Raw genomic sequence first — 19,033 nt, forward strand, 5'->3', positions numbered from 1 at the left:
TAATCTATGTGTGGAATAGTAGGCTATATTGGACATCGCGATGCCTGGGATGTCATTATAAAAGGGCTTAAGAGATTAGAATATAGAGGTTACGATAGTGCGGGGATAGCTCTAATAAATAAGGAAAACGGAATCAGAACATATAAAAAGGCTGGTAAAGTTTCAGACCTTGAAGCATTTGCTCAGGGCGTTGACCGGTCAGGAAGTATAGGAATGGGACATACCCGCTGGGCTACCCATGGTGCTCCATCTGATCGTAATTCACATCCACACAGTTCTGGTGACAGAAGGCTTTCTATTATCCACAATGGTATTATTGAAAACTACGCAGTCTTAAAGGAAGCGCTTCAGACTAAAGGACACGAGTTTCGTAGCGATACGGATACCGAAGTGCTCATTCATTTAATTGAAGAAATTCAAAAATCAGACGGTCTTGATCTGTTCGAGGCAGTACGGGTAGCTTTAAACGAGGTTGTTGGCGCTTATGCTATTGTAGTAATGAGCGTGGATGAACCGGATGTTTTAGTTGCAGCCAGAAAAGGAAGTCCGATGGTAATTGGAGTAGGGCAGGACGAATATTTCATCGCTTCTGATGCTTCTCCGATCGTCGAATATACTAAGAACGTTATCTATCTAAAAGATAGCCAAATTGCTTATGTAAAGACTGATGAATTGGTTATTAAGAGTATTGATAACCGCGTTCAAACTCCTTACATTCAGGAACTCGAGCTTAAACTCGAAATGCTTGAAAAAGGTGGGTTTGATCACTTCATGCTAAAGGAGATCTATGAACAACCTCGTTCAATCAAAGATTGTATGAGGGGTCGCATTTACCCTAATGAGGGAAAGATCCAATTAGGGGGTTTGGCTGAATATACTGAGAAACTGAAAAATGTAGACCGCATCATTGTCATTGCTTGCGGCACTTCATGGCACGCTGGCTTAGTAGGAGAATACCTGATCGAAGAATATGCGCGAGTACCGGTAGAAGTGGAGTATGCGTCGGAATTCAGGTACAGAAACCCTATTATCACTGAAAAAGATCTTGTAATCGCTATTTCACAATCTGGCGAAACTGCCGACACCATGGCTGCCATTGAGCTTGCCAAAGAAAAAGGTGCAACTATTTTCGGTATTTGTAATGTTGTTGGATCTTCGATTCCTCGTATCACTCACGCTGGTGTTTATACCCACGCGGGACCAGAGATCGGTGTTGCCTCTACCAAAGCATTTACGGCACAGGTAACTGTTTTAACCCTGATTGCTCTGTTTATTGCCGAAAAACGTGGAACAATTAAGCAAAGCCAGACAGTTCAAATGCTAACTGAGCTTGAAGACATTCCTGACTTAGTCGAAAAATGCCTGGAAGCGAACGATCATATCTTGAATATTGCTAAGAAGTTCGTCGATTCAAGAAATTGTTTATTCCTTGGCCGTGGAAGCGGTTTCCCCGTGGCACTTGAAGGTGCTCTTAAACTAAAAGAGATCTCTTACATCCATGCAGAGGGTTATCCTGCAGCCGAAATGAAACACGGACCAATTGCCTTGATCGATGAGGAAATGCCAGTAGTGGTTATCGCTGCTAAAAATTCTTCCTACGAAAAGGTGATCAGTAATATTCAGGAAGTTAAGGCGAGAAAAGGAGTTGTTATTGCTATTGTGACTGAAGGTGATAAGGAAGTGAAGAAGATGGCTGATTATACCATTGAAATCCCTGATGCTAACGAAGCTTTCTTGCCATTGATCGCTACAATACCACTTCAGCTACTTTCTTATCATATCGCTGTATTAAGAGGATGTAATGTGGATCAACCACGGAACTTGGCGAAATCGGTAACGGTAGAATAAAGGATCACGAATTTGCACTAATTGCACTAATTTTGGTGAATTAAAGAGTACTTCCAAAAAAATTTAGTTATATGAATCAAAGGAGGCGTTTTACAACAGCCTCCTTTTTTTATATATAGATATTAACGTGTTCGTGTAATTGTGTTTATTATTTTTATTTCCTCTACCACATTAGCATCAGTGCTCTAAGCTTCCCTAACGCTGGCAGAATAATTACTTGTATTTTCATTTGAACCTCCTGTTTTTAACTTTACTGTCTATAAATATTGTTAGTTCAAACTTCTACAAAAAGATTAAATAAAAGAAATTGATATTATTTATCTTTGAATAGATTTACACTATATGACACTTGTTCAGCTAGAATATATAGTAGCAGTTGATACCTACAGGAGTTTTGTAACGGCTGCAGAAAAATGCTTTGTTACTCAGCCTACTTTAAGCATGCAGATACAGAAACTCGAAGAGAATTTAGGAGTAAAGCTATTTGACAGGAGTAAGCAGCCTGTTATTCCAACGGATATTGGTCAGCATGTAATCGAACAAGCCAGACTAATCCTTGCAGAGAGCGCCAAGTTGCAGGAATTGATTGCCGCTCATAAAAATGAACTTGCCGGGGAATTAAAAATTGGAGTGATTCCAACTATTGCACCCTATCTACTTCCAAAAGTTATTATGAACTTTACTTCTAAGTACCCAAAAGTTCAATTATCTATATGGGAATATACAACAGAACAGATCATTCAGAATCTGAAGATAGGTTTATTGGACTGTGGTGTTTTATCAACTCCCCTGGAAGACAAAAGCCTCCAGGAGATACCACTATTCTATGAAGACTTCGTGATCTACTCCTCAGACAATAGCAGTGTGGCAAACAAACAGAACATTAGTGTAGATGATATAAATATCGAAGAAACCTGGCTGTTGAATGAAGGTCATTGTATGCGAAATCAGGTTTTAAATATTTGTAAAAAGAAAACTGCTGTTAATGGAATAAGATCCTTCGAATATAATACCGGTAGTGTAGAGACATTGAAAAGAATGGTTGATCTAAATGCCGGCATTACCATCTTACCAGAGCTGAGCCTTTCAGATTTTTCATCCGAGCAGATGAAGAAGGTTCGACGGTTCGATAAACCTGTCCCCGCGAGGGAGATCAGCCTCGTTACACATAGAAATTTTCTTAAAAGAGGTTTGATCAACTCCCTAAAAAAAGAAATCCTGGAAATTACACCCCAGGATATGTTGAATAGCGGCAATAAAGCGCTAATGGAAACCTTTTAAATTATCTGAACACTTTTCGAATTAGCCAAATAATCAAGGCGATTACAACAACAACGATAACGACACCAGTATAAACACCTGTCTTGAATATATCGCCTACTAATTCGCAACTCGACAGTAACATGGTTACCATCATTGCTATAGAGAAAAATAACCTTTTTGTCATAGGAATAAAATAAAAAAGTAGTGTACTATTAAATACACTACTTCATGACAAAATGTTTTTTTCCTACTAATTACTATTTTGCCTGCGCGTAACGCTCTGCTACTGCGCTCCAGTTAACTACATTCCAAAATGCAGCGATATAGTCTGGGCGACGGTTTTGATAATTTAAGTAGTAAGCATGCTCCCATACATCCAAACCTAAAATTGGAGTTCCTTTTACATCAGCAACATCCATTAATGGGTTATCCTGGTTAGGAGTAGAAGATACTTGTAATTTACCATCAGCAGCAACGCTTAACCAAGCCCATCCAGAACCAAAACGAGTTGCAGCAGCTTCGCTGAATTTCTTTTTAAAGTCTTCGAAAGAACCGAAAGCCTCATTAATAGCCTCCGCTAATTCGCCTGTAGGTTCGCCACCTGCGTTCGGCCCAATTACAGTCCAGAATAATGAGTGATTGAAGTGACCACCACCATTGTTACGAACAGCCGGAGCATATGAAGAAATATTTGCCTGAAGCTCTTCCAAACTTTTGTTTTCAGCCTCAGAACCAGCAACTGCATTGTTTAAGTTAGTAACATAAGCATTGTGGTGCTTGCCATGATGTATTTCCATTGTTGCCTTGTCGATATGCGGTTCGAGGGCATCAGAAGCGTATGGTAACGCTGGTAGTTCAAAAGCCATATTTATTATTTTTAAAGGTTAAACATATTACAGCACAAAGATAACTTATGCTTAAAAAAATTGTTCAGAGAGATGTCAGGTTTTGTTTCTTTTGCTCAAAAAGAAATCCTTGATCAATGTTGCACACTCATTTTCCTTAATTCCGCCAATAACTTCTGTTTTGGGATGAGTAATGCGCTGATTGATACGCTTGAAACCTAATTTAAGATCATGAGCTCCATAAACGATCCTGCTGATTTGTGTCCAGTAGGAAGCTCCTGCGCACATTACACACGGCTCCACTGTTACGTATAGTGTACAATCCTTTAAGTACTTGCCTCCTAAAAAATTGGCCGCAGCAGTAAATGCCTGCATTTCTGCATGAGCGGTTACGTCGTTCAACTTCTCAGTAAGATTGTATCCTCTTCCTATTATCCGGCCACCAGAAACTATAACTGCTCCAATTGGAACTTCATCTTCGGAAAGCGCCTTCCTGGCTTCCTTTAATGCTTCGTTCATGAAGAACTCATCCGGCGTTACTATGGGTTCATCTGTAAAACTAACGTACTTCATGTATATCAGGGTATAGATGCTAGTTAGAAGACAAGTATAGGGAATAAATTCTATCTTTGCTTATGATTAAATCCATGACAGGTTACGGTATTGCTGCTAAGGATTTTGCCAATGCTAAATACACCGTAGAGATTAAGTCACTTAATAGCAAATTTCTCGAACTTGCTCTTAAGCTACCTAAATCCTTTTCAGACAAAGAACTTATCCTGCGCAATGAATGCAGTAAGCATATTGAACGGGGAAAAGTAACTATCACATTTACTATTGAATATCCTGAGACTGAGAAAAAAGCAGCTCAGATTGATTCAGCCTTGCTCAAACTTTACTACACTCAGCTAAAAAATGCAGCAACTGAATTAGGAGATAGTAGCTCAAACCTATTACAACTTGCGCTTGGTTTCCCTGAGGTAATTCAGTTTAGTGAAGACCTTGTTTCGGAAGAAGAATGGCTGCAATTGCAGGGAACGTTCTCGGATGCACTTGAGAGTTTTCAGCGGTTCAGAAAAGATGAGGGAGGTATCCTTGAAAAAGATCTGATCCTGCGAATTAATAACATTCTAAGCTCACTAAAGCAGGTTGAAGAACTTGAACCTCGCCGTATTCCAGTTATCCGCGAAAGGATCAATCAGCTTTTGAATGAATTTGTTGGCAAGGAAAATATAGATGAAAACCGGTTTGAGCAAGAGTTGATCTTTTACATCGATAAACTTGACATCACCGAAGAAAAGGTTCGCTTGAAAAGCCACTGCGATTACTTTCTAAAAGCATTAAAATCACCTGATGCTAATGGCAAAAAGCTAGGCTTTATTTCACAGGAGATCGGTCGGGAAATAAACACTATGGGCTCAAAAGCTAATGATGCCGGAATTCAGCAAGTAGTGGTTGGCATGAAAGAAGAGCTGGAAAAGATCAAAGAACAACTTTTAAACGTACTATAAAAGAAAGTATAAAGTCAAGATAAACAGCTAGAACTCTGACTTAAAGCTTCAATAAATTAAAATGACTCAGGGCAAACTCGTAATATTTTCAGCTCCTTCTGGTGCAGGTAAAACTACTATTGTTCATTACCTTTTATCAAAAATCCCCCAACTTGAATTTTCTATTTCCGCTACTACCCGTGAGTCACGTGGAACAGAAGAAAACTTAAAGGATTATTACTTTATATCTAAAGAAGAGTTCCTGCATAAAGTAGCCAAGCATGAGTTTGTTGAATTTGAAGAAGTTTACTCAGGAACTTTTTACGGAACACTAAAATCTGAAATTCAACGTATCTGGGACGCTGAAAAACATGTAGTTTTTGACATCGATGTAGAAGGCGGCCTGCGACTGAAGAAAAAATATGAGGATAATGCTCTTGCTATTTTCGTTCAGCCTCCGTCATTGGAAGTACTTATACAAAGACTGGGATCTAGAGGCACCGACAGTCCGGAAAAGCTAAAAGAAAGAATTGATAAAGCGGGAAAGGAACTTCAATATGCAGAACGTTTTGATATTATTCTTCCTAATAATGATCTGCAAACAGCATGTGAAGAAGCAGAAAGGATTGTGAGAAAGTTTCTTTTTGGATAAACACGTAATAAAGGAAGCTTACAAACCAGCATGAAACAATTGAAGGGTTCTTTGTTATAGAATCTTTGAAAGGGATGAAAAAGGCATGAAAGTAGGTTTATTTTTTGGGTCATTTAATCCAATACATGTGGGTCATTTAATAATAGCTAATTACATGGCTAATTATTCTGACCTTCAAAGTGTGTGGCTTGTTGTCTCTCCACATAATCCTTTAAAGAATAAAAGCAGTCTGGCTAATATGTACGACAGACTTGAAATGGCGAGACTTGCAACAGAGGATAACGATAAGATCAAGGTAAGCGATATCGAGTTCAAGCTTCCACAACCATCCTACACTATAGACACCCTGACTCATCTGCAGGAACGGTATCCCGAGCATCAATACACCCTGATCATGGGCGCTGATAATTTAACATCCCTCAAGAAATGGAAGAACTACGAAATCCTTCTGAGGGATTATAACATCCTTGTATACCCCCGTCCCGGTTTTGATGCTGCAGAACTGGCTTCGCATCCATCAATTTCTATAACTGATACACCTGTTATGGAGATATCATCCACTTTCATCAGAAAAGCTATAAAAGAAGGTAAAAGCGTACAATATATGATCCCCGATAAGGTATTCAGTTTTATCGACAGCAAAAACCTATACGGGTAAACTTTTTTACATTAAGGCTGCTTCTGTTCAAAAATCAATAGTTTATTATTTCGAAATCAATAAGTCTTAACTTTGTATTGTGAGCACCGAGAAAACAATCCTTAAGCTAAAGCTGCCTACCGACCCTCGCTGGGTTAAAAATGTAGTAGAAAGCAATATCGAAGAAATATTAACAGATCACGCCTTTTGCGAGCAGAAGGCGGCCAGCAATGCTATAACCCTGATTGTTCAAAACCCTAACCTGTCTGATCTGGTACAGGAAATGGCCTTGTTAGTTCAGGAAGAGATGGATCACTTTAAGAGGGTGCACGACATTATACTTGAACGGGGTTTTATTTTAGGGAGAGAACGTAAGGATGATTACGTGAACGAGCTAGCAAAGTTTATTATAAAAGGCGGAGGCAGACAGCAACAATTAATAGACAGACTCCTTTTTTCTGCTATGATAGAGGCCCGCAGCTGCGAACGATTCAAAGTACTCTCTGAAAATATTAATGATGAAAAGCTATCAGCCTTTTATCACGAGCTTATGATAAGTGAAGCTACCCACTATACTACTTTTATAAAACTTGCTAAAAAATATGGAGAAGGTATAGATGTGGATAAGCGTTGGGAGGAGTTCCTGAGTTTTGAAGCTGAGGTGATCCAGAACTACGGAAAGAAAGAGACAATCCACGGCTAATTAGAAACGCAGCGTTAGCAAGCCAACGTCAACAGCAAACAAAAGGGTGAAGATCAGGTTGTTTCCAAAAAAACACCTATGATAAAGAACACAAATTTTGCTATAAGTTTTGCTAGCCTATACTTACTGACTTTTCTGATCCTGCTTCATTCAGGCTTTGAACGTACCGTTTGGATTATGTTTTTCTTTTCTCCACTGGTAATTATTTACCTTGCTTATGTGATTATTCGTTATGGCGAGTACAAGGGCCGGGAGTTGAATGATAACGAAGAGTGGGCTTACGGTGATAAGAAGAAAGAAGAGTTGGGAACTTTTTAATTACTTTTTCCATCCCACAGTCTCTTTCAAATATGTATCCAGCAATTCTATAACAACGGCATCATTAATATACCCGATATGCATATCTGGCCTAACAATCAAGGCCTTTTTACTTTTCTCAGTAATCTCGAAATATTTAAACAGATGCTTATTTTTTTCAGAAGGCGGTAAATAATAAAAATTTAATCCTTGGGGATAGGTATCTGTAATCCATTTAGCTAGAAGAAATAAATCGCGGTCATTCAGTTTTCCTATAACCAGAAGGGTAAAGCCTGTTTTAAGGCACCAATTGTGCAGATTTGTTTCTTTTCCCTTTTTCTCATCATACAGGGCTATGTAGGGCAGCCTGTCACCAGCCTTAACCTTTTTACCGCTACCATGGTCAACCGACAATAAATTTCCTTTATAGGTAGTATGCACTTGGGACAACGAGGAGAAAATTTGCTTCTTTACTTCCTCTGCTGACCAGATTGCCGGAATTAATTTAGGCAGCAGCCAGTTTCTAAATATTTTTACCACTGTGCTTTTAGATACACCAAGGGTAAATAATCTGTCGGTCGTTTTTAATACTCGCCTGGCGACAGGCATTCTTTCTTCCTCGTAAGTTCTAAGTATTTTCCGGTCAAAATCTCTATTAACCACGCCGGCTAATTTCCAGGCCAAATTGTATGCATCTTGTATACCTGTATTCATTCCCTGCCCACCAAGTGGAGAATGGACATGAGCAGCATCTCCAATCAGGAAACAATTTCTCGCCTGAAAACGATCAGCAATCTTATGATGAAGCTTGTACAATGAGAACCAGGTAGAATTCTCTTGCTGTGTTGAAAAATCGAGGGTATAGGTCAAATAGGGCTTAATATCTTGAAAACTTACCGATTCCCGTTGCTCTAATGTTCGTGGTAAAACTCCTATAAACCGAACATTGTCGCCCTTCATAGGGTAGCAGGCCACAAAGCCCTCATCTTTTAAAAAGACCCTGATGGAGTCAGGTCCCGACTCTTTATGTATATTAAGATCAGCCAGATAAAACCGGTGTTTATACGTTCCTCCTTTAAAAGCAATACCTAACTCGCTACGTACATTACTTGAGGCTCCGTCTGCTCCAATCAACCAACGTGTACTAACAGATTGCTTCCCGTCTTCCCTGCTTAATTCTACGATCACGCCTTCGTCAGACTGGTTTAATCGCAAAAACTGCGTGTTCCAATAAATGGGACAAGCGTTAGACGTAAGATAATCAATTAATATCCGCTCGGTTTTACTTTGCTCCAGGATAAGAACATAAGGGAATGCAGTGCTAGGTTCAGCAAGCTCTGATAAGTCTACAGTTGACACCTCATCAGAGCTTCGATGCATTGACAGTTCTTTTACTATGTTACCTTGCTCAATCAAGGCTTCATCAAGACCTAATTGCCGGAAAATCTCGAGGGAGCGGGGCTGAATAACCAATGCTCGCGATTCTACTGTAGGCTGTGTCTTTGCATCGATAATAACAGGGTGAACTCCTTGACGCAATAATTGAGCTGCCATCATTAATCCCGAAGGACCAGCACCTACTATTAGTACAGATATCTCAGATGGCAGCTTTGTCATATATTACCCCGGACACAATCTCATCCGGCTACACACCTTCCTTAATCTGGTGCTCTTTGGGTGTATTCTTTAAGTGCAGCGGTTTTTCAGCTGTAGCTTTCATCTTCAAATTTAGCATTTCCACTAACACCGAGAAAGCCATTGCAAAGTAGATATAACCTTTAGGAATATGTTGTTCGAATGCTTCAGCCAGCAGCGATACCCCTATTAATAACAGGAACGACAAAGCAAGCATTTTTACTGTAGGGTGATTATTTACAAAAGTGCTTATGCTACCAGCTGCTACCATCATAATAAATACAGCTATTACCACTGCAGCGATCATAACCCCTACCTCATCAGCCATTCCAACAGCTGTAATTACCGAATCCAGTGAGAATACAATGTCGAGAATTAAGATCTGAATGATTACACCAGAAAAAGAATGCACCCTTCCTCCTTCCTGTGCATGATCCACACCCTCCAATTTTTCGTGTATTTCGCTTGTACTCTTATAAATAAGGAATAATCCGCCAATCAGCAGAATTAGATCACGTCCGGAAATCGCCATTTTTTCAAGGAGGGATGCATTGCCTACACCTATCCACTCTCCAATATTAAATAAGGGAGTAGTAAGCTTCATGATCCAACTTAGTGAAAGCAATAAAAGTATGCGAGTAAACATTGCCAGAGCTAAACCAGTTTGACGTGCTTTTTTCTGCTCGTGAACTGGAAGCTTTCCTGCTAAAATTGAAATGAAAATGATATTGTCTATACCTAATACAATTTCTAATACAGTAAGTGTAATAAGAGATATCCAAATCTCCGGGTTTGCTAAAATCTCCATAATATTTACAATGTATATAAGATGCTATAAAAACAAAAAACCCTCCCGCAGGGGGAAGGTTTTGATCATTAATTTAAAAAGAACGTATGTGGATGCTTAATAGCCTAATTAAAATGTACAGACCCGTACTTTGAATTCACAGTAACCTTTGCATCAGATCCTTTACCAATTTGTCCTTTGTAATTTTTCGTAAAATGCGGTCCGCGGGAGTTGTTCTCTGGCGACTTATTTACAACCACTACATTGTCGTCGCCATAATTAAAACCTCCATAACTTACAGTTACATCGAAATCAAAACTAGCAGCTGGCTCAAATCCTAAAGAAACGTTTGAATAAGCTGCATCAACGTTTAAAGTCTTTATTCTCCTGTCTACTTCAGCTATTTTAAATCCTCCACAATACCTGACATTTAGTTTGCCGTCGCCTGATAGTTTTCCAATCTTAGCTGATGAATAACTTACTGTTGCATTAAGATAATCTGCTGATTCAAGAATTACTCCTCCATAGGCAATATCCAGATTAGCAGCTCTTAATTCTTCGATTATAGCTTTTCCATAAGCAACCTTAATCCTGTTAGCAGAATTTAGGAGCTTATCAGCCCTTAAGTTTCCATATGAGCAGTTAACGTTTACAATTCCACTTAAAACAGGAAGATTGATATTTCCGTATTTATTAGTAACATCAAGAGGATTTTTCGAAGGCATGTAAATTGTATAATTGACCTCAACACCTCTTCTCTCTGTACCTCCATTAAACCGCCTGATACCCCAAAAATCTCCTCCTCTGTTTGCTTTGGTTATATGAGTTACGAAGCCAATTAGATTGTGGTCTTTAGACTCTGAAATTGAGATATTATTTAGCAGTTCTTCAGCTTTTGCATCATTGCTCTCGAATGCCTTCATAGATATTTCCACCTTAATTGCACTACTATTCCAAAGATTAACCTGGACATTGCCAAATTGATTATCTATAGAAAGCCTGTCGTTGCCATTAACCTTATATTCTCTGATGATGCTTTTAGTTCTCTCAGAAAACCGGTTGGGAGATTCGGGTTGAGAAAAATCAGGAGGTTGTGGAACACAGGGCGCTTCCGGAGCTTCTGGTTTTTCTGGAATTTCGGGGATTTCAGGTATTAAAGAAACAATCGAGGATGGCGATTTAAACCGGACCACAGAAAGCTTCTTCCCATTCAACTGTGCTAAACATTGCGACAGGCTTTCAACTACTGTCGAATTTACTTCCTGTTCAAGCGACTCCAGTTGCTTCAATTCATTAAATTCCTTTTGCCCTAAGGTTTCTTTTTGTCCAAACGCAAGGTTTGTAAACAAAACAATAAGAAGCGCTATATTAAATACCTTTGTTTTCATTGTCTTGAGTTCCTCTCAACTGTTTTAATTGTTCGATGATCGACAATTGCTGATTAAGCACTTGTGCCTGCACCTGCAGGTTTTTGATCATCGCTTTAAGTGTTACTTCCTGATTCGGACTTGTCTTCAGGTCTTTCTGAAGCTTTTTATAATTAGTCTGAAGTTTCTCTAGTTCTGCAGAAAACTCCTGATAAAGTTCAGGCTCCTGATTTCTGATCTGTACAAGCTCTTCTCTTTTAAATTCAATTACCGAAACGTAATGAGATTGCTGCTTCGCTAATTCCGGATCTATGCTGGCTATATCGATAGGAGCTTTCATTTGATGCCTGATATAAAGGATACCGAAAGTGCAAAACATCAAAAACATGGCAGCTATGCGTAAGACTATTTTCAGCTTTACTACCTTATCTCTCTTTGGCTGCTTTTTTTCAGCTTGATCCAAACCTTTCTCTATCCTGCTCCATAAATCAGAAGAGGGCTCAAATTCATCAAATTCTTTTCGGTTATCTCTAATAAACTGTTCTAATCTTTCTCTCTTTTCCATAAATTATTTAGATATCCTTTGCTTTAATTTTTGTTAACAAATCTGTCAGTTTCCTTTTAGCTCTTAACAGCTGCGTTCTGGAAGTACTCTCTGTGATCTTTAGAATGAAGGCAATTTCTTCGTGATCATACCCTTCCAATAAGTAGAGCGACAAAACAATTCGATAACCTTCCGGAAGCATGTGAATAGCTTTTTTCACTTCCTCTACCTGAAGCTGAAGCTCTTCTTCATTAAACTCATCTTCGTCAGGGATTTCAGAAAGATCTACTTCTTCTGTTGACAGGAATTCAAATTTCCTTTTTCGAAGCTGTGATATACACTTATTGACTACAATCTGCTTGATCCACATTCCAAAGCTTGATTCCTGACGAAATTCCTTGATTCGTAAAAATGCGTCAATAAACGACTCCTGCAGCATATCGCTTGCTTCATCCGCATCATTAAGGATCCGCATTGCTATGTTATACATTGCTTTAGAATAAAGCTTGTACAATTCAAATTGCGCTTTCCGATTTCCGTCTTTACACTCAACCACCAGGTTGAAATGCGGGTCAATGTATACAGCTTCCAAATTATTTAGCTTCAGGTTAATAGACGCGCACCAATACCTAGTGTTGCACGGGATTAAATTTTTTTTGAAGCAGAGTTCTATTTTATTTTTAGATAGCAGGGGAAATTTATGTGTAGGAGGTATATGAAACAAAAAACCCTCCTGATGGGAGGGCTTTTTTTCGATCATTAATTTAAAAAGAACGTATGTATGCTTATTGAGGTAAGCCAATTGAAAGCTATTAAGCTACAGTTAAATCCAATACAATTACCATTCCTATCAATCCGCCTTACTGCGCCGTTAAATTATTTTTATTTGAAGTCCTTAAAGAAGGGTATCATTTAAGGAAATTTGTTTCACCAACACTACAAAAGTAATAATCCATATTGAATAATAGTGTTAATATTTGTTAAGATATTGATTTATAGCATTAATTGCATTATTGAGTCTTTCCAGATCTGAGCCTGATATAGTAATATAATTGGCTTCCAAACTTTGAAGCTCTCTATGCCATACCTGCATAAAATGTTCCCTTAGATGCGGGAAGTCCCGCAAGGGATCTTCTTGCCAGGGCAGATCTATATCCAAAAGGAGGTAAAGATCATACGTATGTTTTGGTAATTCGTCTAATACCTCTTGTGGAGCCTTACCAAAAGTATAATCACTCCAGATCTTTACGGTAATAAAAGTAGTGTCACATATAAGCAGTTGGTTAGCTTTGGGCAAAAGCTCTTTCTCCAGTTTAAGTTGCCCATGGAACATATTTATTTCATCCTGCCAGCTGCATGGCTCTGTAAGCGCTGCACAATACTCACGCGCGTATTCCGGCACCCAAACAGTATTGTAATGTTCGGCTAATTGAGCTGAAAGAGTCGATTTTCCAGTCGATTCAGGTCCTACAACTGCTATCTTCTTTATTGTGCTAACTTCCATGTTTTCTTCCATTCAAAATAGCCTTTAGCTGCCAGTCCCACAAGTATGAGATATAATAAAGCTGTAAACGCAAGATCTTTATATAACAGCAATGGCACATAGCATAGATCAACAATAATCCATAATATCCAGTTCTGAATCACCTTTCTCGTCATTAGAAATTGAGCCACAAAACTCATTGCTGTACAAAAACCATCGGCATAAGGAACGTCGGTGTCTGTAAACTTATCAAGATACTTACTTAAGGCAATCGTGAAAAAAGTAATTGCAAAAACGGTGTATAGCCACTCTTTTGAAGTAAGACTAACAACAGGCTTATCTTTTTGCTGCTTCTTTCTTAACCAATAAACCCATCCGTAAATAGCTGTTATGAGAAAATATATCTGAAGGTAGGAATCTCCGTAGAGCTTATACTGATAATACAGCATGGAATAGGCGCCACATGCAATAATTGATACCGGCCAGTTTAATATATGCTCTTTAGCTGCGAGATAGATACAGGCAAGAGTTGTAACAATACCTAGCCATTCCAGCCAGGATGTTTCTTCAAACTGTTTTACGACAAGCGAGAATAGCTGGTTTATGTCCATTAGATGCAAAGTTACATAATAAATCCTCCTCAAATAGGCTTACACGGGATGTCTGGAAACGAAAAAGCCTCCCGGATAGGAGGCTTAATTAACCAAACAATAATTATGAAGAAATAGTATTTACTGAACCGGTGAAGAAGAAAAGCCTAAGCTAGCCCTTACGCTAACATCAGTATTTAGCTGATTCCTTAACACGTACTCCATCCTTAAGCGGGCTGAAGAGCTTTTGATGATGTCATCTAAAAAACGTGAATTATCGATATCCAAAACAAGGCTTGAACCGGTAGAAGTACCAATATCGCTCCTTTGTGCAACCAGAACCTCCCCGGAGCCGTCACTTCTGGAAAGATATAATCTTACCGAACTGAAAACTCCAAGGTTTTGGCTTGAAGGGTTGCTTGCTTCAATACGTGCCGAAGCAATTCTAACCTCTTTAATTTGAGAGTTAGTTTTAGTCCCAAACAGTTGGTCGACACTGCTGGCCTGACTAACGGCAGAACGTGCGGTTCCGGTGCTGGTAGATGCAGGAATAATCAAAGTGGCAGTGTAGGGCAACGTAGATCGTACAATTGATTGCAGGGTACTACAGCCAACGATGGCAGCAATAGCAATGAATCCTATTATTATCTTTTTCATGTGTGTGCGTGTGAAAATAGTCTAACAATAACATCAGTTATTAAAAAAGGTTTGGTAATTTGCTCTTAGCAAAACCTTGTCTATGAATTACAGTATGTTTAAACAAACCTTACAATCTATGAAGTTCTCTTTAGTACTAATTGCATTCCTGTTTGCATTTCCGGTTTTCTCGCAGGACACTACGGTTATTTATTATTCAAAGGATAATAAGAAAGTATCAATAAAAGACAGCGCAGAATTTTCGCGGACTATTATTGACTTAAAAAATGGGGAGAAGATCTTTCCTTTTAAGGAATATTATCTAAACAACGTATTGAAACGTGAAGGTATAACCTCAAACAAAAAACAATTAATACTTGAAGGACCAGTTAAAAGCTATTTTCCAAAAGGCCAACTTAAATCAGAAGTAAACTATATCAAAGGCATGGCTACGGGAATTAATAAGTTCTACTACGCAAGCGGAAACGTTAAAAAGATCACAAAGAACATTATCTATCAGGACTCGACGACAAAGATCAAAAAAGCTCAGGAGTTGGTAGTAAGTCTTTTGGATTCGGCAGGAAATGGATTAGTCGTTAACGGCGAGGGAATTTATAAAGATCTTAACGAAGAGAATGAAATATGGGAAGAAGGGCAAATAGCAAATGGACTTAGGCAAGGGAAATGGACTGGAAAAGGCAGGGAGTTATCTTTTGAAGAAGAATATAAGGATGGTATCTTACTAAAGGGAGTCTCTAAAAAGGGCTCTTATGTTTATGAATATTTGTTACTTGAAGAGCAGCCTCTTTATAAAGGAGGAATGGAAAAATTTTATAATGATTTCGCCAGAAACTATAATTCTCCTATAGCAGCAAGAGACGCAAAAGTTAATGGCAGAATCATTCTTGGATTTGTTGTCGAAAGTGACGGATCCCTAACTGATATAAAGATCATTGCAAATCCAGGTTACGGTACAGCTGAAGAAGCCGTGCGCGTACTTAAAAGATTGAAGCCCTGGCAGCCTGGAAAACAACGGGGAGTACCAGTAAGGGTTTCTTATACTATGCCTATTAAAATGAACTTTGGTTAAATTACAGGAACTCTTTTATACCTAACTGACATTTATACTCCATCATTGCTGATATAATGAATAGTAGCACTAACTACCGAAAAAAGGCAACCAGGATCACCAATGAAAGGTATACCGCTATGAAGAACTGTTCATAAAGATTTTTTTCATTAAAATAATGATAAGATTCACTTTACAGTTCTGCAAAAAGCTATTTTTTTATACCTTTGCATCCCGACAATCAAGTCGGGATTTTTCTTCACAGACAAGATTTCCTCTTGATTCTCAAGTCAATCGACTTTTAGAAATAATAATAATTTAGCCCTAATGCCAAGAGACACCTCTATTAAATCAGTCCTGATTATCGGTTCAGGACCAATTATCATCGGTCAGGCCGTTGAGTTCGATTATTCAGGTTCGCAAGCTGCTTTATCGTTAAAAGATGAAGGAATTGAAGTTTCAATTATCAATTCTAACCCAGCAACTATCATGACAGACAACGTGATAGGCGATAATGTTTATTTATGGCCATTAACCTGCGATAGTATCGAGAAGATTTTACAAGAGCGTCACATTGACGCTGTTCTTCCGACAATGGGTGGACAAACTGCGCTTAACCTTTGTAAAGAGGCAGAAGAGCGTGGCATATGGCAAAAATACGGCGTTCGCATCATTGGTGTAGACGTTGCAGCAATTGAAAAGACAGAAAACCGGGAAGAGTTCCGCCAGCTAATGGTAGATATCGGAATTGGTGTTGCCCCTTCAAAAATTGCTAACTCATTTCTTGAAGGAAAAGAAGCTGCGCAAGAAATTGGCTTCCCTCTGGTAATTCGTCCTTCCTATACCTTAGGAGGAACAGGTGGCGGTTTCGTTCACAAAAAAGAAGAATTTGATGCAGCATTAAGCCGTGGTCTTCAAGCATCCCCAACTCACGAAGTTCTTGTAGAAAAAGCCGTTTTAGGATGGAAAGAATACGAGTTAGAACTCCTTCGCGATAACAAAGACAACGTAATCATCATTTGTTCTATCGAGAACTTTGACCCAATGGGTATCCATACCGGAGACTCAATTACCGTGGCTCCTGCTATGACCCTTAGTGACCGTTGTTACCAGGATATGCGTAATCAGGCGATCAAGATGATGCGTGCAATTGGTAATTTCGCCGGTGGTTGTAACGTTCAGTTTTCAGTTGACCCTGTTACTGAAGCGATCATCGCTATCGAGATTAACCCTCGTGTATCACGCTCATCAGCACTTGCATCAAAAGCTACTGGTTATCCAATCGCTAAAATTGCTGCAAAATTGGCAATCGGCTACAATCTTGATGAGATTGAAAATCAAATTACAAAAACTACTTCAGCATACTTTGAACCAACCCTTGATTACGTAATCGTTAAGATCCCTCGCTGGAACTTCGACAAGTTCAAGGGAGCAAATCCTGAATTAGGCCTTCAAATGAAAGCTGTAGGAGAGGTAATGGGTATCGGTCGTACATTCATCGAAGCACTTCAAAAAGCTTGTCAGTCATTGGAGATAGGCCGTGCTGGTTTAGGTGCAGACGGTAGACAGAACCGTAATCTTGAAGAAATCATGTACGGGTTAGAGCATCCAAGCTGGAACCGTATCTTCCTTTTAAAAGATGCATTCAGCTTAGGAGTTCCTTTAGAGTCTATCCGTAAGGCTACTAAGATCGACAAATGGTTCCTTGTTCAAATCCAGGAGCTTGTTCAACTGGAGCAGGAACTTAAGCGCTATACTTTAAATAACATTCCTAAAGACTTCTTCTGCACACTCAAGCAGAAAGGTTTCTCCGATGTACAAATTTCATGGTTGTTAGGCAATGTAACAGAGGATGACGTATATGAGCGTAGAAAAGAACTAGGTATCCGTCGTGTATACAAGATGGTGGATACTTGTGCTGCTGAATTCCCTGCTCAAACACCATACTACTACTCGACATTTGAAGATGAAAACGAATCAGTAGTAAGCGACAGAAAGAAAATCATCGTATTAGGATCAGGTCCTAACCGTATCGGACAAGGTATAGAGTTCGATTACTCTTGTGTTCACGGACTTTTAGCTGCTAAAGAATGTGGTTTTGAGTCGATCATGATCAATTGTAACCCTGAAACAGTGTCTACAGACTTTAACATGGCTGATAAGTTATACTTCGAGCCAGTTTTCTGGGAGCATGTGCGTGAAATCATTGATCTTGAGAAACCAGAAGGCGTTATCGTTCAGTTAGGCGGCCAAACAGCTCTCAAAATGGCTGAAAAGCTTCATGAAAAGGGTATCAAGATCATTGGAACATCTTTCGATAACATGGATATTGCAGAGGACAGAGGCCGTTTCTCTGACCTTTTAAGAGACTTAGATATTCCATATCCACGTTACGGAGTTGCTGAAACAGCTGAAGAGGCTTTAGAAGTTGCTCATCACGTAGGCTATCCGGTTCTTGTTCGTCCAAGCTACGTATTAGGTGGCCAGGGTATGAGTATCGTGATCAATGATGCGGACCTTGAGAACGCTGTAGTAAAACTATTAGGAGATCTACCAGGTAACCGTGTATTGATCGATCACTTCCTTGACAGAGCTGAAGAAGCTGAGTCAGATTCAATCTGTGACGGCGAAGATGTACACATCGTAGGTTTAATGGAACATATTGAGCCTGCTGGTATTCACTCTGGTGATTCAAGTGCAGTACTTCCACCATTCAATTTGTCAGAAAACGTGATCAGACAGATGGAGGAATATACTATCAAACTGGCAAAAGCTCTTAATGTAATTGGATTATTAAATATCCAATTTGCGATTAAAGATGAGAAAGTATATGTTATCGAGGCGAACCCTCGTGCATCACGTACTGTTCCTTTCATCGCAAAAGCTTATGATGTTCCATACATCAATATCGCTGCGAAGATTATGTTAGGTGTTAACAAGCTGAAAGACTTCACAATCGTTAGAAAACTTGAAGGGTATGCAATTAAAGAACCTGTATTCTCTTTCGATAAATTCCCTGAAGTGAACAAGCAGTTAGGTCCTGAAATGAAGTCGACCGGAGAGGCTATCAGATTTATTAAAGATCTGCACGATCCATACTTCGTTAAACTGTATAAAGAGAAGTCAATGTACTTATCTAAATAAAACAAGAAGGCGGTTTTCGAACCGCCTTTTTTTTAAAAGTCTA

The 19,033-nt window shown here is 39.1% G+C and carries 19 protein-coding genes; 9 read left to right on the forward strand and 10 right to left on the reverse strand.

Features of this window, described 5'->3' with window-relative positions; translation table 11 throughout:
* The first annotated feature begins 6 nt into the window (after window positions 1–6).
* Window positions 7–1,848, forward strand: coding sequence for a glutamine--fructose-6-phosphate transaminase (isomerizing) (gene glmS / locus J4N25_RS24640; protein WP_207424559.1), 1,842 nt, complete (start codon window positions 7–9; stop codon window positions 1,846–1,848).
* Between the two features lie 342 nt (window positions 1,849–2,190).
* The gene (locus J4N25_RS24645) at window positions 2,191–3,129 is read left to right on the forward strand and encodes a hydrogen peroxide-inducible genes activator (protein WP_207424560.1); all 939 of its coding nucleotides are present in this window, start codon (window positions 2,191–2,193) and stop codon (window positions 3,127–3,129) included.
* Between the two features lie 239 nt (window positions 3,130–3,368).
* Here J4N25_RS24645 and J4N25_RS24650 read toward each other — a convergent pair whose 3' ends face one another.
* Window positions 3,369–3,977: a superoxide dismutase gene (locus tag J4N25_RS24650; protein WP_207424561.1), complete on the reverse strand. Its 609-nt coding sequence runs from the start codon at window positions 3,975–3,977 to the stop codon at window positions 3,369–3,371.
* A gap of 75 nt (window positions 3,978–4,052) precedes the next feature.
* Entirely contained in the window at window positions 4,053–4,529 is a 477-nt protein-coding gene (locus J4N25_RS24655) for a nucleoside deaminase (protein ID WP_207424562.1), read from the reverse strand.
* A gap of 62 nt (window positions 4,530–4,591) precedes the next feature.
* Between J4N25_RS24655 and J4N25_RS24660 the strand changes: the two genes are divergently transcribed.
* The 5 genes from J4N25_RS24660 (at window position 4,592) to J4N25_RS24680 (ending at window position 7,756) form a co-directional block, all read left to right on the forward strand.
* Window positions 4,592–5,467 (forward strand): YicC/YloC family endoribonuclease, encoded by an 876-nt coding sequence (locus J4N25_RS24660; protein ID WP_242696018.1) that lies wholly within the window; start codon window positions 4,592–4,594, stop codon window positions 5,465–5,467.
* 61 nt (window positions 5,468–5,528) lie between these two features.
* Complete coding sequence (gmk, locus tag J4N25_RS24665) at window positions 5,529–6,098, forward strand: guanylate kinase (RefSeq protein ID WP_207424563.1); 570 nt, start codon at window positions 5,529–5,531, stop codon at window positions 6,096–6,098.
* An 85-nt stretch (window positions 6,099–6,183) separates the two neighbouring features.
* Window positions 6,184–6,756: a nicotinate (nicotinamide) nucleotide adenylyltransferase gene (gene nadD / locus J4N25_RS24670; protein WP_207424564.1), complete on the forward strand. Its 573-nt coding sequence runs from the start codon at window positions 6,184–6,186 to the stop codon at window positions 6,754–6,756.
* 79 nt (window positions 6,757–6,835) lie between these two features.
* Window positions 6,836–7,438: a MiaE family protein gene (locus J4N25_RS24675; protein WP_369410883.1), complete on the forward strand. Its 603-nt coding sequence runs from the start codon at window positions 6,836–6,838 to the stop codon at window positions 7,436–7,438.
* Window positions 7,439–7,516: 78 nt separating this feature from the next.
* Window positions 7,517–7,756 carry a hypothetical protein gene (locus tag J4N25_RS24680; protein WP_207424565.1) on the forward strand — a complete coding sequence of 80 codons (240 nt, stop codon included), beginning with the start codon at window positions 7,517–7,519 and terminating at the stop codon, window positions 7,754–7,756.
* Here J4N25_RS24680 and J4N25_RS24685 read toward each other — a convergent pair whose 3' ends face one another.
* The 8 genes from J4N25_RS24685 to J4N25_RS24720 form a co-directional block, all read right to left on the reverse strand.
* The gene (locus tag J4N25_RS24685) at window positions 7,757–9,352 is read right to left on the reverse strand and encodes an FAD-dependent monooxygenase (RefSeq protein ID WP_207424566.1); all 1,596 of its coding nucleotides are present in this window, start codon (window positions 9,350–9,352) and stop codon (window positions 7,757–7,759) included.
* Between the two features lie 28 nt (window positions 9,353–9,380).
* Entirely contained in the window at window positions 9,381–10,178 is a 798-nt protein-coding gene (locus tag J4N25_RS24690; RefSeq protein ID WP_207424567.1) for a TerC family protein, read from the reverse strand.
* A gap of 104 nt (window positions 10,179–10,282) precedes the next feature.
* On the reverse strand, window positions 10,283–11,545 hold the full coding sequence (locus tag J4N25_RS24695) for a hypothetical protein (protein WP_207424568.1): 1,263 nt from the start codon (window positions 11,543–11,545) through the stop codon (window positions 10,283–10,285).
* Window positions 11,526–12,089: a hypothetical protein gene (locus tag J4N25_RS24700; RefSeq protein ID WP_207424569.1), complete on the reverse strand. Its 564-nt coding sequence runs from the start codon at window positions 12,087–12,089 to the stop codon at window positions 11,526–11,528. The genes J4N25_RS24695 and J4N25_RS24700 overlap by 20 nt, the downstream gene beginning before the upstream one ends.
* A 7-nt stretch (window positions 12,090–12,096) precedes the next feature.
* Window positions 12,097–12,660: an RNA polymerase sigma factor gene (locus J4N25_RS24705; protein ID WP_242696019.1), complete on the reverse strand. Its 564-nt coding sequence runs from the start codon at window positions 12,658–12,660 to the stop codon at window positions 12,097–12,099.
* Window positions 12,661–13,038: 378 nt separating this feature from the next.
* The gene (locus J4N25_RS24710; RefSeq protein ID WP_242696020.1) at window positions 13,039–13,572 is read right to left on the reverse strand and encodes an AAA family ATPase; all 534 of its coding nucleotides are present in this window, start codon (window positions 13,570–13,572) and stop codon (window positions 13,039–13,041) included.
* The gene (gene pnuC / locus J4N25_RS24715; RefSeq protein ID WP_207424572.1) at window positions 13,554–14,162 is read right to left on the reverse strand and encodes a nicotinamide riboside transporter PnuC; all 609 of its coding nucleotides are present in this window, start codon (window positions 14,160–14,162) and stop codon (window positions 13,554–13,556) included. The genes J4N25_RS24710 and pnuC overlap by 19 nt, the downstream gene beginning before the upstream one ends.
* A 120-nt stretch (window positions 14,163–14,282) precedes the next feature.
* Window positions 14,283–14,798, reverse strand: coding sequence for a hypothetical protein (locus J4N25_RS24720; RefSeq protein WP_207424573.1), 516 nt, complete (start codon window positions 14,796–14,798; stop codon window positions 14,283–14,285).
* Window positions 14,799–14,916: 118 nt separating this feature from the next.
* On the opposite strand from J4N25_RS24720, the gene J4N25_RS24725 reads away from it, so the two are divergent.
* A complete protein-coding gene (locus J4N25_RS24725; RefSeq protein WP_207424574.1) occupies window positions 14,917–15,867 on the forward strand; it encodes an energy transducer TonB in 951 nt (316 codons plus the stop codon).
* A 306-nt stretch (window positions 15,868–16,173) separates the two neighbouring features.
* Window positions 16,174–18,990, forward strand: a complete 2,817-nt coding sequence (carB, locus tag J4N25_RS24730; protein ID WP_207424575.1) for a carbamoyl-phosphate synthase large subunit — start codon at window positions 16,174–16,176, stop codon at window positions 18,988–18,990.
* Window positions 18,991–19,033 lie beyond the last annotated feature (43 nt).

Source organism: Desertivirga brevis (assembly GCF_017355835.1).

Bases quoted from the DNA above. Each gene is read 5' to 3' on its own strand.
- J4N25_RS24710 (WP_242696020.1), bottom strand. From the start codon at position 13,572: ATGGAAGTTAGCACAATAAAGAAGATAGCAGTTGTAGGACCTGAATCG.
- J4N25_RS24680 (WP_207424565.1), top strand. From the start codon at position 7,517: ATGATAAAGAACACAAATTTTGCTATAAGTTTTGCTAGCCTATACTTA.
- J4N25_RS24700 (WP_207424569.1), bottom strand. From the start codon at position 12,089: ATGGAAAAGAGAGAAAGATTAGAACAGTTTATTAGAGATAACCGAAAA.
- glmS (WP_207424559.1), top strand. From the start codon at position 7: ATGTGTGGAATAGTAGGCTATATTGGACATCGCGATGCCTGGGATGTC.
- J4N25_RS24685 (WP_207424566.1), bottom strand. From the start codon at position 9,352: ATGACAAAGCTGCCATCTGAGATATCTGTACTAATAGTAGGTGCTGGT.
- gmk (WP_207424563.1), top strand. From the start codon at position 5,529: ATGACTCAGGGCAAACTCGTAATATTTTCAGCTCCTTCTGGTGCAGGT.
- J4N25_RS24645 (WP_207424560.1), top strand. From the start codon at position 2,191: ATGACACTTGTTCAGCTAGAATATATAGTAGCAGTTGATACCTACAGG.
- J4N25_RS24695 (WP_207424568.1), bottom strand. From the start codon at position 11,545: ATGAAAACAAAGGTATTTAATATAGCGCTTCTTATTGTTTTGTTTACA.
- J4N25_RS24660 (WP_242696018.1), top strand. From the start codon at position 4,592: ATGATTAAATCCATGACAGGTTACGGTATTGCTGCTAAGGATTTTGCC.
- J4N25_RS24725 (WP_207424574.1), top strand. From the start codon at position 14,917: ATGAAGTTCTCTTTAGTACTAATTGCATTCCTGTTTGCATTTCCGGTT.
- carB (WP_207424575.1), top strand. From the start codon at position 16,174: ATGCCAAGAGACACCTCTATTAAATCAGTCCTGATTATCGGTTCAGGA.
- J4N25_RS24690 (WP_207424567.1), bottom strand. From the start codon at position 10,178: ATGGAGATTTTAGCAAACCCGGAGATTTGGATATCTCTTATTACACTT.
- J4N25_RS24720 (WP_207424573.1), bottom strand. From the start codon at position 14,798: ATGAAAAAGATAATAATAGGATTCATTGCTATTGCTGCCATCGTTGGC.
- nadD (WP_207424564.1), top strand. From the start codon at position 6,184: ATGAAAGTAGGTTTATTTTTTGGGTCATTTAATCCAATACATGTGGGT.
- J4N25_RS24655 (WP_207424562.1), bottom strand. From the start codon at position 4,529: ATGAAGTACGTTAGTTTTACAGATGAACCCATAGTAACGCCGGATGAG.
- pnuC (WP_207424572.1), bottom strand. From the start codon at position 14,162: ATGGACATAAACCAGCTATTCTCGCTTGTCGTAAAACAGTTTGAAGAA.
- J4N25_RS24650 (WP_207424561.1), bottom strand. From the start codon at position 3,977: ATGGCTTTTGAACTACCAGCGTTACCATACGCTTCTGATGCCCTCGAA.